The 14,922-nt window shown below is 64.1% G+C and carries 16 protein-coding genes; 9 read left to right on the forward strand and 7 right to left on the reverse strand.

The features are described 5' to 3' along the window. Positions 1-382: 382 nt before the first annotated feature. Positions 383-1,300, reverse strand: a complete 918-nt coding sequence (locus JWQ90_RS10980) for a peptidylprolyl isomerase (RefSeq protein ID WP_299693492.1) — start codon at positions 1,298-1,300, stop codon at positions 383-385. A 90-nt stretch (positions 1,301-1,390) separates the two neighbouring features. On the opposite strand from JWQ90_RS10980, the gene JWQ90_RS10985 reads away from it, so the two are divergent. Beyond that, on the forward strand, positions 1,391-2,425 hold the full coding sequence (locus JWQ90_RS10985) for an isocitrate/isopropylmalate family dehydrogenase (protein ID WP_299693495.1): 1,035 nt from the start codon (positions 1,391-1,393) through the stop codon (positions 2,423-2,425). A gap of 121 nt (positions 2,426-2,546) precedes the next feature. Here JWQ90_RS10985 and JWQ90_RS10990 read toward each other — a convergent pair whose 3' ends face one another. Both JWQ90_RS10990 and JWQ90_RS10995 read right to left on the reverse strand, forming a co-directional pair. Then, entirely contained in the window at positions 2,547-3,368 is an 822-nt protein-coding gene (locus tag JWQ90_RS10990; RefSeq protein ID WP_299693498.1) for a transglutaminase family protein, read from the reverse strand. Positions 3,369-3,519: 151 nt separating this feature from the next. Next, positions 3,520-4,338, reverse strand: coding sequence for an N-formylglutamate amidohydrolase (locus JWQ90_RS10995; RefSeq protein WP_299693501.1), 819 nt, complete (start codon positions 4,336-4,338; stop codon positions 3,520-3,522). A gap of 315 nt (positions 4,339-4,653) precedes the next feature. Between JWQ90_RS10995 and JWQ90_RS11000 the strand changes: the two genes are divergently transcribed. The 8 genes from JWQ90_RS11000 (at position 4,654) to rssA (ending at position 11,725) form a co-directional block, all read left to right on the forward strand. Then, positions 4,654-5,802, forward strand: coding sequence for a putative zinc-binding peptidase (locus tag JWQ90_RS11000; protein WP_299693504.1), 1,149 nt, complete (start codon positions 4,654-4,656; stop codon positions 5,800-5,802). Positions 5,803-5,968: 166 nt separating this feature from the next. Further along, positions 5,969-7,204, forward strand: coding sequence for a phosphoglycerate dehydrogenase (gene serA / locus JWQ90_RS11005; protein WP_299693507.1), 1,236 nt, complete (start codon positions 5,969-5,971; stop codon positions 7,202-7,204). 120 nt (positions 7,205-7,324) lie between these two features. Beyond that, complete coding sequence (locus JWQ90_RS11010) at positions 7,325-7,966, forward strand: 2-hydroxychromene-2-carboxylate isomerase (protein WP_299693510.1); 642 nt, start codon at positions 7,325-7,327, stop codon at positions 7,964-7,966. A 19-nt stretch (positions 7,967-7,985) separates the two neighbouring features. Further along, entirely contained in the window at positions 7,986-9,044 is a 1,059-nt protein-coding gene (gene dinB / locus JWQ90_RS11015; RefSeq protein WP_299693513.1) for a DNA polymerase IV, read from the forward strand. Between the two features lie 114 nt (positions 9,045-9,158). Then, entirely contained in the window at positions 9,159-9,584 is a 426-nt protein-coding gene (locus JWQ90_RS11020; protein ID WP_299693516.1) for a hypothetical protein, read from the forward strand. 12 nt (positions 9,585-9,596) lie between these two features. Then, positions 9,597-10,028, forward strand: a complete 432-nt coding sequence (locus JWQ90_RS11025; RefSeq protein ID WP_299693518.1) for a DUF2846 domain-containing protein — start codon at positions 9,597-9,599, stop codon at positions 10,026-10,028. A 163-nt stretch (positions 10,029-10,191) separates the two neighbouring features. Then, positions 10,192-10,545, forward strand: a complete 354-nt coding sequence (locus JWQ90_RS11030; RefSeq protein ID WP_299693521.1) for a BON domain-containing protein — start codon at positions 10,192-10,194, stop codon at positions 10,543-10,545. 166 nt (positions 10,546-10,711) lie between these two features. Beyond that, a complete protein-coding gene (gene rssA / locus JWQ90_RS11035) occupies positions 10,712-11,725 on the forward strand; it encodes a patatin-like phospholipase RssA (protein WP_299693524.1) in 1,014 nt (337 codons plus the stop codon). A gap of 59 nt (positions 11,726-11,784) precedes the next feature. Here rssA and JWQ90_RS11040 read toward each other — a convergent pair whose 3' ends face one another. The 4 genes from JWQ90_RS11040 to JWQ90_RS11055 form a co-directional block, all read right to left on the reverse strand. Continuing rightward, the gene (locus JWQ90_RS11040) at positions 11,785-12,693 is read right to left on the reverse strand and encodes an oxidoreductase (RefSeq protein WP_299693527.1); all 909 of its coding nucleotides are present in this window, start codon (positions 12,691-12,693) and stop codon (positions 11,785-11,787) included. Between the two features lie 92 nt (positions 12,694-12,785). Then, entirely contained in the window at positions 12,786-13,154 is a 369-nt protein-coding gene (locus JWQ90_RS11045) for a hypothetical protein (protein ID WP_299693530.1), read from the reverse strand. Between the two features lie 51 nt (positions 13,155-13,205). Then, the gene (locus JWQ90_RS11050) at positions 13,206-13,883 is read right to left on the reverse strand and encodes a glutathione S-transferase (RefSeq protein WP_299693532.1); all 678 of its coding nucleotides are present in this window, start codon (positions 13,881-13,883) and stop codon (positions 13,206-13,208) included. A 66-nt stretch (positions 13,884-13,949) separates the two neighbouring features. Next, positions 13,950-14,702, reverse strand: a complete 753-nt coding sequence (locus JWQ90_RS11055; protein ID WP_299693535.1) for an ion transporter — start codon at positions 14,700-14,702, stop codon at positions 13,950-13,952. Positions 14,703-14,922 lie beyond the last annotated feature (220 nt).

Genomic DNA, 14,922 nt, shown 5'->3' on the forward strand with positions numbered 1-14,922 from the left:
GAGCTTCACCCGTCCGGGGATCCTCCCTCTCCGCGATTCCCCGCCCTAAACAAGCCTCGCCCAACGCAATTCAGTCGGCAACTGCTGGATTTAGGGTAAACCGTAGGTCGGCAATCCTTTGCCGACGTGAAACTTCGATAGCGCATCGGGCATACACGTCGGCAACGGGATTGCCGACCTACAGTTTGCTGAAGGCCGGCCGATAAGCCACGTAGGGCAGGGTGCCCATCACATCCTTTCCCAGTGGCGGTCTCCCTGCCGCCCACCATTGAAGCGCGGAGCCGAAAGGCTCACGCGCTTTTTTTATTGGCGCGGCTTTTGTAAGGCGGGTCGTGACCCGCCGCTTTTGTTCGGCCGGAAAGACGGCGGGTCACGACCCGCCCTACGGAATAGCACGCACCGGCACGCCGACATTGCACAGCTCGACGTGCCCGGTCGGGTCGAGGAACCAGGGGTCGCGACGGTTGCGGCGCACGTCGACATAGGCGTTCCAGCTGGCGGTGTCGGTGCGCAGCACCTGTAGATGCGGGCGCTCGGCGGCCGGTATGTCGGATGCCACGCTCAGGCTTCGGATCGTCACGTACTGCTCGGGCTTTTCGTAGAAGCCGAGCGCGCCGGTGCCACGCGGCAGCACGCTCAGGTTCTCCATGCCCTGCAGCACGCGCCCGGCGACGGTGATGTTGCGGTCCAGGTGTCGCGGTGAGTGGCCGATGACCACGTACAGCTCCGGCCCGCCGCCGCTGTCCGGCCCCATGCCGCGGCCGACGCCGAGCGCGCCGTAGCAATGCGCCAGCCAGGCCTGACCGGATTTCGGATCGCGGGCGGCGGCGAAGCCGTCGCTGTATCCGACCTCGGGCGCGTAGACGTCGCCATCGGGCAGCGGCGTGAAATTCAGGCCGCTCATCGAGCGGAAGAACTCGCCCGGTATCGTGCGCTGCGCGTTTTTGATTTCGCGTTTCTCGTCGGGATCGCCCCACTGCACGACGTAGTTCTCCTGCACGCGCAGAATCGCCAGGCCATCGTAGTAATGCTCGTGCGCCAGCGCGCGGATGTTGTCGGCGTGATGCGGGGCGAAGGTCGGCGCCAGTTCCATCACCACACGTCCCGAGGCGAGTTCCAGCACCAGCAGATTCTCCGGTGCCGGTTCACGCCAGTCGCTCGCCCGGGTTTGCGCGAGAACCTCGCTCGGGGTGCTGGGCGCCGGTGTTGCAGGCGTTGCAGCGCTTGCCGATTTCGGCGCCGGCTGCATGCAGGCGCTCAGCATAAAAGCAGCTAACGCCGAAAATTGGATCAGGCGCATCGGAAAATTCCCGTCGATATGTCAGTGGCCCGGCGCTAGAGTGACATGGTTAATACATTGTTTTATTCAGACGACCAACGGATAGCCGACATGACCAGCTCGCCCATACGCGCCACTCTCATTCCGGGAGATGGTATTGGCCCCGAGATCATGGAGGCCACGCTGCAGGCGCTGCAAGCTTTGGACGCGCCGTTCGAGTGGGATGTGCAGACCGCGGGTCTGGCGGCGATGCAGAGCACCGGCGATGCGCTGCCGCCGGCGACCATGGATTCGATCCGCAGCACGCGCCTGGCGCTGAAAGGCCCGCTGGAGACGCCGTCCGCCGGCGGCTATCGCAGCAGCAACGTGCGCCTGCGCGAGGCATTCAAGCTCTACGCCAACGTGCGCCCGACCAAGACCATCATCCCCGGCGGCCGCTACGAGAACATCGATCTGATGGTGTTCCGCGAGAATGTCGAAGGCCTGTACATGGGCTACGAGCATTTCATCGCGATCGACGACGATCCCGAGGCGGTGGCGATCGCCACCGGCGTCAACACACGCGCCGGTTCGCGCCGCCTGCTCGAATACGCGTTCGAGAACGCGATCGCGCTGGGCCGCAAGAAAGTCACGGTCGTGCACAAGGCCAACATCATGAAGGCGCTGACCGGCATCTTCCTCGATGAGGCGCGCAAGCTCTACAAGGCCAAGTACGCCGGCAAAATCCTGATGGACGAGGCGATCGTCGACGCCTGCACGATGAAGCTGGTGATCAATCCCTGGCAGTTCGACACGCTGGTCACCACCAATCTTTTCGGTGACATCATCTCGGATCTGTGCGCCGGCCTGGTTGGCGGCCTGGGCATGGCGCCGGGCGGCAACATCGGCGCCGATGCGGCGATCTTCGAGGCGGTGCATGGCTCGGCGCCGGACATCGCCGGCAAGGGCATCGCCAACCCGATCGCGCTGATGCTCGGCGCGGCGATGATGCTGGACCACGTCAACCTGCACGACAAGGCCACGCGCCTGCGCGTGGCGATCGACCAGACGGTGAATATCGACAAGGTGCGCACCGGTGACCTGGGTGGCAGTGCGAATACCAAGAGCTTTACCGAGGCTTTGATCGCACGGATCAACGGGCGCTGAGCGGGCTGCGGGGTCTCGATCGCGGACAAGGTCCGCTCCTACAGTCGCGTAACAAGATTCAATCCGCGACTGTAGGAGCGGACCTTGTCCGCGATTGCGCCATCAACTACGAAAACGCCGCCTAAGCCGCCAACTGCTCCGGCACCTCGTCGGTCCACACCCTGAAGCTCTCCAGTATCGTCGGGCCGTACGAGGTCGAGATCGCGACGTCCGCTGCGTCGCGGCCGCGCGCGATCAGTACCCGGCCGATGCGGCGCGCGTTATTGCGCGGATCGAAGAAGTGCCAGGCGCCGCCGACGTAGGCTTCCAGGCAGCCGGCAAAATCCATGGGCGCATCGACTTTCGGCACGCCGATATCGCCGAGATAAGTCGTGCAATAACGTGCCGGAATGTTCAGCGCGCGCAGCATCGCGATCGCCAGATGCGCGTAGTCGCGGCATACACCCTGACGCTCGTTGTAAGCCTCGAACGCGGTCTTGGTCGGCCGCGCGTACTGGTAGCCGAAGGTCAGATGGTTATGCACCCAGTTGCAGACCGCCTCCACGCGCCCCCAGCCGGGCTGCACGCCACCAAACAGCTGCCATGCGGTCAGCGACAGCAGGTCGCTCTCGCAGTAGCGGCTCGGCAGCAGGAAGACCAGTGTGTCTTCGGGCAACTCGTCGACCGGCGTTTCGCGCGCGGAGAGGAAGCTCGGTTCGGGGAGGCCGCAGTCGCGCAGCGTCGCGTTCGCAAAAAGGCGGAAGCGGCCGGGGGGCGCGACCAGGCGCGTGCAGCCATTGCCGAAGCCGTCGCGATATACGCGAAAGGGTACGGCCGGTTCCATCTGCAAATTGTCGGGTTCAACCAGATCCATGCTGCGACAGAAGTGCACATGGAGCGTCAAAATCATCGGCGTCGGCTGTGGGCACTGAAACACCATTTCATAGCCCAGGCGGATCAACATGATTTGCATCCTTTCGTTGTGTCGCGATCTGACCTGCAGAGGTCGGCGTCCCACGGAAAGACGCCCGTGACGCTGCGAATGATGACCCGAAGAGCTTGCTTGAGACTGAAGTAGCTGGCGCCAGCTACTTCAGTGTTTGCTGGTGTTTTCACTATCGATCCGCGTCGGCGGTGAGCTGCGCATAGGCAGCTGGCAGTGCCTGCGCCAGCCTTTCGGCCCATAGCGCCTGGCCGGCGGGCTCGCTGATCAGATCCTGGCGGATTTCAAGTTCGACATACGGCAGACCGCGCGCTTCACCATAGTGGTTGAGCGCGTAGTCGGTGCCGTCGGTGCCCGAGTAGGGCTCGTTGTCGCCCAGCATGAGATCCGGCTGCGCTGCCTGGTATGAGTGCTGCAACTGGTGCAGCAGCGAACGTGCCAGCCTCGCGTCGCGGTTGTACAGGGCGCCGATATGCCAGGGCCGCGCGGCGCCCGCCCAGGCTGGCGTGAAGCTGTGCAGCAGAACCAGGCAGCCTGGCCGTCCGCGTTGCCGGCGCGCGTCCAGCTCGGCCGCAATGCGCGCGTGATACGGCGCGAAAATCTCGCGCCGGCGCGCCTCGGCGTCGGCGGCCGCCAGGCTCAGATTGCCTTGAATGACGGTGCCGTCGCTGCGCTCGGCAATCGAATCTGCGCTGCCCGGCTCGCGGTTGCAGTCGATCACCAGCCGCGAATAGCGCTGCCCGATACATACCGCATCGAGTTTTTGCGCGAGCAGACGGCCGAGGCCCTCGACGCCGATGTCGCAGGCGATGTGGCGCTGCAGGTCGGCCGCCGCGACACCCAGATCGCCCAGCGCGGCCGGAATCTGCAGGCCGGCGTGATCGCAGGTCAGCAGGATCGGCGAGCGGCCTGCGGCGTTCTCGATCCATACGGGTTCGGGGTCGCTGTGGCCCAGCAGACTGGCCGTGCCTGGATCGTGTCGCCCGTTCATGTTGAGTCCAGTCGCCGCCTTCACCATTGTCGGGCTGACTCTAGCAGCCTGTCGGACTGGGGTGATCGAGAGCGAAAAAGTGGCTGTGCGAGGACAGATTTCGCCGACTTTGAAGGCTCATAGCGCCGCTATGGGCCGAGAAGGCGACGAAATATGGACCGCACAGACGCTTTTGCAGCCGATCATCCCAGTCCGACAGGCTGCTGGGCTGGAGTCCGCAAGAGCGCATCTGCCTCGCAGCTTGTCAGGCGCTGCGGGTCAGTTTCGCATCACGCGGCAATGCCGATCGCCGCCATTGCTTTTGGAAGCTCGTCAATGAAAGTATTCCACTGTCAGCATTGCCAGAACACGGTGTTCTTCGAGAACGTCAACTGTACGCATTGCGGCCATGCGCTGGCGTTTCTACCGGACAGCTGCGAGCTCGCCGCGCTCGATCCCGACGAGAACGATCTGTGGCGCTCGCTGGCGCCGGCGTCCAAGGATCGGCGCTACCGGCTTTGCGCCAATTATCTGCAGCACCAGGTCTGCAACTGGACGGTGCCGGCCGACGGCCATGACACGCTCTGCGTGTCCTGCCGCCTGACCCAGGTGCTGCCGAACCTGGAGCTGCCGGGCAAGCTCCAGGCCTGGGCCAGGCTCGAGACCGCCAAGCGCCGCCTGATCTACAGCCTGATCGAGCTCAAGCTGCCGCTGCTGAGCCGCCAGCAGGACGCGGTCAGGGGCCTGGCTTTCGAGTTCCTCAGCGACGAGCTGGCGCCGGCCGGCCCGGTGCTGACCGGCCATGACGACGGCCTGATCACGATCAGCGTCGCCGAGGCCGACGATCTCGAGCGCGAGAAGCGCCGGCTGCAGCTGCACGAGCCATATCGCACCCTGCTCGGCCACTTCCGCCACGAAGTCGGCCACTATTACTGGGACCGGCTGATCAAGGACAATGCCGAACGCCTGGACGCGTTCCGCGCGCTGTTCGGCGACGAGAGCGACGATTACGCCGCGGCCTTGCAGCGCCACTACAAGGACGGCGCTCCGGCGGACTGGCAGACGAATTTCGTCAGCAGCTACGCCAGCTCGCATCCCTGGGAGGACTGGGCCGAAACCTGGGCGCACTACATGCACATGGTCGACTCGCTGGAGACCGCGGCTGCCTGCGGCCTGGCGCTGCAGCCGAGGCGCCGTGGCGAGCCCGCGCTGGAGGTGCCGCCGAACGCCGAGGCCGCGCGCACCCAGCCGTTCGAGCAGATGATCGACAACTGGCTGTCGCTGACCTATGCGCTGAACAACCTCAGCCGCAGCCTCGGCCAAGCCGACAGCTATCCGTTCATGCTGTCGCCGCGGAGTATCGAGAAACTGCGCTTCATCCACGAGATGCTGGTGCAGTACCAGACGGCGCTGCAGCAGCAGCCGACGGTGACGGCCAAGAGCCGCGGCAAGGTGCAGAAGAAGCGGCAGACGCTGGCGGCCTGAAGTTGCTTTGCAGTAGGTCGGCAATCCCTTGCCGACATATGCGCTCGGTGTGCAATCGCGGCCTCACGTCGGCAAGGGACTGCCGACCTGCGCTTCCTAACATGTTCAGCCGGGGTGCCCTCTGGCATAGTGCGCGCCCCCATTTTTTTGCCCCCGGGTGACGCGGATGAAGAAGACTTCTTTTCCCAAGCAGGACATCAAGGTGCTGCTGCTCGAAGGCGTCAGCCGCACCGCGCTCGAGACGTTCCGCGCGGCGGGCTACAGCAACATCGAGTTCCACGAGAAGTCGCTGCCCGAGGCCGAGCTGGCCGCGGCGGTGGCGAGCGCGCACATCGTCGGCATCCGCTCGCGCAGCCAGCTGACGCCGGAGATCTTCCAGAACTCGCGCCGGCTGATGGCGGTGGGCGCTTTCTGCATCGGCACCAACCAGATCGCGCTGAGCGCGGCGCAGGCGCGCGGCATCCCGGTGTTCAATGCGCCGTATTCGAACACCCGCAGTGTCGCCGAGTTGGTGATCGCCGAGGCGATCATGCTGATGCGCCGCATCCCGGAGAAGGACGCCGAGTGTCACAAGGGCGGCTGGTCCAAGTCGGCCGTCGGCAGCTTCGAGGTGCGCGGCAAAACGCTGGGCATTGTCGGTTACGGCCACATCGGCACCCAGGTCGGCGTGCTCGCCGAGAGCCTGGGCATGCGCGTGATCTTTCATGACATCGAAACCCAGTTGACGCTCGGCAATGCGGCGCCCGCCGGCTCGCTGGGCGAGCTGCTGGCCCGCAGCGACATCGTCACCTTGCACGTGCCGGAAACGCCGTCGACGCAGTGGATGATAGCCGCGCCGGAGCTGGCGGCGTGCAAACGCGGCGCGGTGCTGATCAATGCCTCGCGCGGCACCGTCGTGGTCATCGACGCACTCGCCGAGGCGATCAAGAGCGGCCAGATCGGCGGCGCCGCGGTGGACGTGTTCCCGGTCGAGCCCAAGGGCAATGCCGAAGCTTTCGTGTCGCCGCTGCAGAAGCTGCCGAACGTGATCCTGACCCCGCATGTCGGCGGCAGCACGCTCGAGGCGCAGGAGAACATCGGCCTGGAAGTCGCCGCCAAGCTGGTCCGCTACAGCGACAACGGCTCCACCTTGTCAGCGGTAAATTTCCCGGAAGTCTCGCTGCCTGAGCACCCGAACAGCCGCCGCCTACTGCATATCCATCGCAACATGCCGGGCATGCTGATGCAGATCAACAATCTGTTTTCGAACGAGGCGGTCAATATCGACGCGCAGTTCCTGCAGACGGCGGGCGATGTCGGCTACGTGGTCATCGACGTGTCGGCGAGCGAGGATCAGGCGGAGGCCTTGAAGGACAAGCTGTCGGCGATTCCCGGCACGCTGAAGACGCGGCTGTTGTACTGAGGCTGTTGGGGTTCGCTGCGCTCACCCCAACCTACAAGGCATCCGTAGGTTGGGGTGAGCGCAGCGAACCCCAACAGGTCCACGCCCGGCTATGCTCCCGTTTCACCACGGGAGCATCGCATGCAAGCCGATTGGTTCTTCGATTTCGTTTCGCCGTTCTCCTATCTGCAATGGCCGCAGATCCGTGCGCTGAAAGGCCGCGTCGACATCAGCCCGCGGCCCATCCTGTTCGGCGCTCTGCTCGACCATCTGGGCACGGTCGGCCCGGCTGAAATGCCGGCCAAGCGCCGCTTCACGTATCGCATGGCGCTGTGGCAGGCGCAGCAGGCCGGGCGAACGCTGCGGTTCCCGCCGACGCATCCTTTCAATCCGGTTCCGGCGCTACGCCTGTGTATCGCCGCCGGTACCACGCCCGAGGCGATCACGGCGATCTTCGACTGGATCTGGCTCGAAGGCCGGGTAGCCGACAGCGTCGAGGCGCTGTTGCCTCTGGCTGACAAGCTCGGTATCGCGGATGTGGCCGCGGCCTTGTCCGCGGCGCCGGTCAAGCAGTCTCTGCGCGACAACTACGATCTCGCAGTGGCTCGAAGGGTGTTCGGTGTGCCGAGTATCGTCGTCGGCGACGAGGTGTTCTGGGGCAACGACGCCACACCGCTGTTCATGGCCTGGCTTAAGGACCCCGGTGTGTTGCAGACCGAGGAGATGCAGCGCGTCGTCGCGCTGCCGATCACCGCGCAGCGTGCGGCCATCGGCACGCGCTAGGGCGATCGGCGGGATCGCCTTGCGCAAGATCATTCACGTGGACATGGACGCGTTCTACGCGTCCGTGGAACAGCGCGACGACCCGAGCCTGCGTGGCCGGCCGGTCGTGGTCGCCTGGCGCGGCTCACGCTCCGTGGTTTGTGCCGCTTCGTACGAAGCGCGTACTTACGGCGTGCGCTCGGCGATGCCCGCGGTGCGCGCCGAACGCCTGTGCCCGGACGCGGTGTTCGTGCCGCCGGACTTCATCCGCTATCGCGCGGCCTCGCGTGCGGTACGCGACATCATGCTGCGGCATACCGACCTGGTTGAGCCGCTGTCGCTGGACGAGGCCTACCTCGACGTGACTGAAAACAAGACCGGATTGGCGACCGCGACGCGTGTCGCCAAGGCGATCCGTGAGCAGATTCGCGAGGAGCTGTCTCTGACTGCCTCGGCCGGTGTCGCGCCGAACAAGTTTCTTGCAAAGATCGCCTCCGACTGGAAAAAACCCGACGGGCTTTTCGTGATCCGCCCCGAGGACGTCGAGGCTTTCATGCCAAGCCTGCCAGTGGCACGTCTGCCGGGTGTCGGCAAGGTGACGGGTGAGCGTCTGTCGGCGCTCGGCGTGGCCTTGTGCGGCGATCTGCAGAAGATCGCGGCCACCGAGCTCGAGCATCGCTTCGGCCGTTATGGCCTGCGTCTGCATCAGCTGGCTCACGGCATCGACAGCGGCCGCGTGCAGCCCGACCGGCCGACGCAATCGATCTCGGCCGAAGATACCTTCGAGCAGGATCTGCCTTTGTCGGATCTGGCGCCGCACATCGAGAAACTGGCTGAAAAAACCTGGGCCGCGGCGCGCAAGACGCCACGCATCGGCCGCACCGTAGTGCTCAAGCTGAAGACGTCCGACTTCAAAAGCCTGACGCGCAGTCATACACCGCCGGTACCGCCCGCGAGCTTGCAGGAGTTCATCGATATCGCGCTGCAACTGCGTGATCGGGTCGAGCTTGACTCAGCGACACGCTATCGGCTCGTCGGTGTGGGCTTCGGAAATTTCAGCGAGCCCGACCGAATCGATAATCAGGTCGCGTTGTTCTGAGCCTGTGGAGCGGATCATGGCCGGAGAAGACCTCATTGTCTTGATGGCTCACACAGAATAAAGTCTGACGTCACAACACGCCGCTATCAGGCGTACTTTCGGGGGAAAGGGGAAATGAAGCTTGTTCAGCGTGCCGGTTCGTTCCGGCTGGCGTTGCTTGTGCCTGTCGTCGTGATGCTGATTCAGGGCTGTGCTTCGGTCCCTGGGCAACCAACGACTCAACCGCGCGCGACGCTTGCCGAAACAGGCAGCAATGCGAGATTCGAAATCACGCAGGATCAGAAAGTTTCGGTATCCACGTTCTATTCGAGAGTCATCGCGCATGGCACGCGTTGGGAGTGTCGGGGCGCTATTCCCGCCGGAGATGTCTATCGGCCGATCAATACTGTTTTCACCGTCGAGTCATCGAACGTTCACGAGGCCTACCTGGTTTTGAAGGGCCAGGATCTGGTCGGCTATTACCTGCCGGTCGAGCAGACGTTCGCTGCGGTAGACAAGCCGATTCCGTTGGTCTTCACCGTGGTTTCATCACAGCAATAGGGGAATATGGGAATGAAGAATTTGTGCAAAGCGGCTTTGCTCGGACTGGTGCTCGGCCTGACGGCTTGTGCTAGTGGTCCGGCGTATAAGGACACCTCGATAGCGCCGCTGCGTTCGGATCAGGGCCGCATCTTTTTCTATCGTCCGTCCTCACTGGGCGCAGCCGTTCAGCCTGATCTGACTCTCAATGGAGAGGTCGTAGGCAGCGCAGTTCCCGATGGATTTTTCTATGTCGATAGAGCCCCGGGAAATTACGAGGTCGTGGCTGCGACCGAGGTTAAGAACAAGCTGACTTTTACATTGGAAAAAGGCCAGTTGCGTTATGTTCGGCTGGATATGGCAATGGGTCTTCTGGTGGGTCATGTGATACCGCGCCTGGCGGACGAAACGACAGGGGCAAAGGAAATCGTCGATACGAAGTTCGCCGATCCCAACAAGAAGTAGTCCGCGAATCGTTGTGGAACGGGCGGCTCAACAGAGCCGCCTTTTTTGTTGTCAGTCAGGTCAGGCCCGCGTATCCGGTTCACAGCTCATTCAGTGCACTTGCAGAGACTGTGCGACGTGACCCATGTCACCGGCGCAAGCCGACCACGAAGGAGACATCAAGATGAAAACCCATACCGCATTTGCCAGCTTGTTCGCTGCCGCACTGACCGCAGGCACGATGCTGCCGCTGTCGGCTTCCGCCCAGGAGACGATGGGCGCCAAGGTCGAGACCAAGCTCGACGCCGCCGGCCAGGCCACCAAGGACACCGCGATCACCACCAAGATCAAGACCAAGCTCGCCGCCGACAAGGGACTGAGCGCGATGGACATCCACGTCGAAACCACCGGCGGCATCGTCACGCTGAGCGGTACGGTCGATAACAAGGCGCAGGTCGAACTGGCCGAGTCGGTGGTCAAGAAGACTTCCGGCGTCAAGAGCGTGGAAAACAAGCTCGAAGCAAAATCCAGCAGCTAATGCTGCAGTTCACAGAGCTTCGCCGGCGCAAACCGGCGGAGCTTTTTTATGGGCGTCGCCGGCCTTGTTGCCTGCGGTTACAAACCCCTGATGGAATCAACTGGCACTATCGCGTATCAACGCATCTAACAACGTATCTAATGGGGGCTCATCGCAGGCGATATCCATGGCATCCAGCCCGATCAATACCACCAAACCGCCGGTCATCGGCATCGCGCTAGGCAGCGGCTCCGCGCGCGGCTGGGCTCATATCGGCGTGCTCGAAGGGCTGGAGGCCATCGGCGTGCAGCCGCAAGTGATTGCCGGCACCTCGATCGGCTCGCTGGTCGGCGCGGTGTACGTGTCGGGCCAGCTGAAGGAGTTCAGCGAGTGGGTGCAGAAGCTCAGCGCTCGCGATGTTTTCAGCCTGCTCGATTTCACGCTGTCGGGCGGCATGGTCAAGGGCCAGAAGCTGTTCGGGTTCTTCGAGGAAGTGCACAAGAATCCGCTGATCGAAACACTCGACCGGCGTTTCGTCAGCGTCGCCACCGACATGAAAACCGGCCGCGAAATCTGGATAACCAAGGGCCCGATCCTGCCGGCGGCGCGCGCGAGCTGCGCGATCCCTGGCATCTTCTCGCCGGTGAAGTTCGAGGATCGCTGGATGCTCGACGGCGGTCTGGTGAATCCGGTACCGGTGTCCGCGGCGCGCGCACTCGGCGCCGACATCGTCATCGCGGTCAACCTGAACGCGCAGCTGGTGGGTGCGCACGTATCGATGGCCAGCCAGGGCGAGCAGGTGGCGCCCGAATCGGTGCCGAAGATCGAGCGCAGCTTCTGGCAGCGCGCCGGCGAGTACTTCACCAGCAGCACCAGCGACAACCCGAGTTTCTTCGACGTGGTCGCCTCCAGTATCAACATCATGCAGGACCGGATCACGCGCAGCCGCATGGCCGGCGATCCGCCGGAAATCACCCTGGTGCCGATGCTGGAGGATTTCGCACTGATGGATTTCCATCGTGCCAAGGAGGCGATCCGCGAAGGGCGCCGGCTGGTCGAGGAGCATGCGTCCTCGATCCGCGCCTGGGCCGGCATCGCGGCGCCGAGCAAGGTCGCGGCGAATACGGGAGCGGCGCCGGAAGGCGTAGCAGCCCCGGATTTACCGCCAGGCGCGGTGCCGGCGCAATCAGCGAACCTGTAGGAGCGGGTCGTACCCGCGACTGAAACCTGGCAGAACACAGTCGCGGGTACGAACCGCTCCTACAGGTTGAGATAGCGGATGCCCGTCATTCTTTCCGACAGATCCCAAAGCTGCGCTGCAAGCTGCGGATCTTTCGCCTCGTCGCGCATCCCGACGCGCTTTGGCGAACCGCCAAGCTCCTTGAATCCACCGGGCCCGAAGTAGTCGTTGCCCCGCACCTCGGCAGCGGTCGCCGCATAGAGCGCGGGCAAGGCGCCGATACCCGGTTTCTGTGCGAACAGGCGCGTCGCCAGGCGCAGCCAGAATCCGCCGGTTTCAGGATTGGTGTTGCTGTAACCCGGATGCGCCGTCGCCGCTACGATCTTCGATCCGGCGCGCTGCAGGCGTCGATCGAGTTCGAGCGTGAACAGCAGGGCCGCGATCTTGCTCGCGCCGTAGGCGTCCATGTCCTTGTACGGCCGATGTTCGAAGTTCGGGTCGCTCAGGTCCAGCCCCGGCGTCAGCCGGTGCGCGAGGCTCGCGGTATTCACCACGCGCGCCGACGGCGCCGTCTGCAGGTGATCGAGCAGCAGGCCGGTCAGCACAAACGGCGCGAAGTGGTTGACGCCGAGATGCGTTTCAAAACCATCGAGGGTCTGGCCTTTCGGCACCAGGATCGCCGCGCCATTGTGTATCAGCAGATCGAGCCGCGGATGCTGCTCGCCGAAGCGCTCGGCGCACTGCCGCACCGAGGCCAGGCTGGCCAGGTCGAGCGGCAGAATCTCGAGTCGAGCCGCAGGATGACGGCTGCGGATCGCGCTGGCAGCGGCTTCGGCGCGGTTCGCGTCGCGGCAGGCCATCACCACGTGAGCGCCGGCACCGGCGAGCGCATCGGCGATGTGCCAGCCGAGCCCGCGGTTCGCGCCGGTGACCAGCGCGACACGTCCGAGCTGCGAAGGCATGTCTGCCAGTGTCCAAGCTGCGGCCATTTGAAGCTCCCCCGATAGTCGTGGCGCAGCTTGGCGGCTAATCGGCACCGGGTCTTAGCCCAAACGGGCGAGCTTTCGCAGCGCGGTTGCCGTTAGCGCGGCTTTTCGCGCTCGCGTGCGGCGACTTCCGCTGCCTCGTGGGGTTCGAAGGCATTGGGGTCGTGTGCGTGCTGGTCGGCCTTGCGCTTGAGCTTGCGCGCCTCGCTCTCGCCCACCGGATCGGTATCCGCCAGCTCCGCTTCGTCGAGCCCGCGGCCTGCGCCGATCGCGGCCGCGCCGGCTCGGCGGATGCGCCGCTGCGGAGGTTTCTCGCGCAGCTCCGCATTGTGGCCGTGCTCGCCAGCACGCGTCGGCGTCGCGTCGGCGGAAAAATCCAGATCGCGGCGCGGTTCTTCGCTTTGAGAGCCAGACCTGTGTGTAGTGCGCGCCGCCGTGCTGTTGTTGCCTGCGGTTCTTGGCATGTCGTTCTCCTGTTGATATCGCGGATGCTGACGGTGTTTTGGACTCGGTATTCAGCTCATCAGTTCGTAGGGTCCGCCTTTTTCGAGCGCGCGCCTATAGGCAGGGCGCGCATGGATGCGTTCCAGGAACGCGTCGATCCTGCTCTGCCCGGCGCTGCCGGCACGCGCTCTGGCAGCCTCGAGCGGAAAGCTCATCTGCACGTCGGCCGCGGTGAACTCTTCGCCGACGAACCAGCTGTGCCTGGCGAGTTCGGATTCGACATAGTCCAGATGCAGTTTCAGCTGCGGGCCGAGAAACGCCTTGTTGATGCCGCCGACAAAGCCCTTGGCCACCGGGCGAACCAGCAGCGGCGCCTTCTTGCCGGCGACGCCGACGATCAGCTTCATCACCAGCAGCGGCATCAGCGAGCCTTCGGCATAGTGCAGCCAGAAGCGGTAGCGCAGGAACTCGGGCGTGCCGCGCGGTGGCGCGAGCCGTCCATTGCCGTAGGTGTCGAGGATGTATTCTACGATCGCACCGGACTCGGCGATGGTGATCACGCCATTGGCGGTGTCGTCGGTCAGCAGCGGCGATTTGCCCAGCGGATGGATCGCCTTGAGCTCTTTGGGCGCGAGCATGGTCGCGGCGTCGCGCTGGTAGCGCTTGATCTCGTAGGGCAGGCCGAGTTCTTCCAGCAGCCACAGGATGCGTTGCGAACGCGAGTTGTTCAGATGGTGCACGGTCAGCATGGGTTCTCCCGATTCTGTTTGAGTTTTTTTGATGGTGCGGACGCTGGTGGACTGTAATCGATCCGGTCAGCCCGGTGCCGGCGGTGTGGACTTCTCGTGTTGCTGCTCGCGCTGCTCGACCGCGCTGCGAATCTGCTCCAGGTTCTCGCGCAGCAGATCGGCGACGAACAGGTCGGAACGGGGATCTTCGAGCAGGTCGCCGCTGACGCGCAGTGCGGCATTGACCACGCTCTCGACGATGTCGTCGTAGAACGGGATCTTCGACAGCTTTCCGGTCCTCGGGTCCTGGCGCATCTTGTCGAGAATCAGCGTGCGCAATTCGTCGCGATTGCGATCGAGCGCGCGCGACAGGTTGCGGGTGTAGGTGCCGCGATACAGCACGGTTTCGACTTCGTCGATCACCGCCAGCGTCACCGCGCCGCTGATCGATTTGACCAATGCGCGCTTGAGGCGCCAGCTCAGGCGATGAAAGAATTCGTCGCCGTAAACGCGGTCGGCCGTCATGCCGACTCTCGAGATCAGGATGAGGATGCGGACAAGCCGGAACGCGCGCAGCGCCGGCTGCTGGACCGGAATCATGCCGAGCACGTCGTACCAGTTGCGCGCGACGTAGCCGGCGCTCCAGCGATGCCGGTGCCAGCGATACAGGAACTCGGCGGCGAAAGCGGCGCAGATGCCGAGGTCCGCGGCTCTGATGGCCTGCTGTTGCGCAGCGCTGAGCGTGCTCAGACTGTCCCACAGCAGCAGCGAGATCGACGCGATGGCGAGCGCGAGCATCGCCCAGTCGAGCGCGCGGCATGTTTTTTGTGGCGGCGTCATTTCCGTATGATCCCCGATTCGACCGGGCAGAAGAACGCCGTACTAGGGCCTGTTGACATTGAATTGATCGCTGCACTGGCCCCAAAGCGGGCACAGTGCAAGGATCGACCGACGCGGTGTACTGGACGTACACAAGGAGGGAGAGACGCCGCAATGCGCCCGCTTTGGGGCCAGCCCTTCGGGTTGCCGCCAAAGAGACGGCCATGCCGCGTTGCTCGTC

The sequence above is a fragment of the Hydrocarboniphaga sp. genome (assembly GCF_028291725.1).
Taxonomy (GTDB): Bacteria; Pseudomonadota; Gammaproteobacteria; order Nevskiales; family Nevskiaceae; genus Hydrocarboniphaga.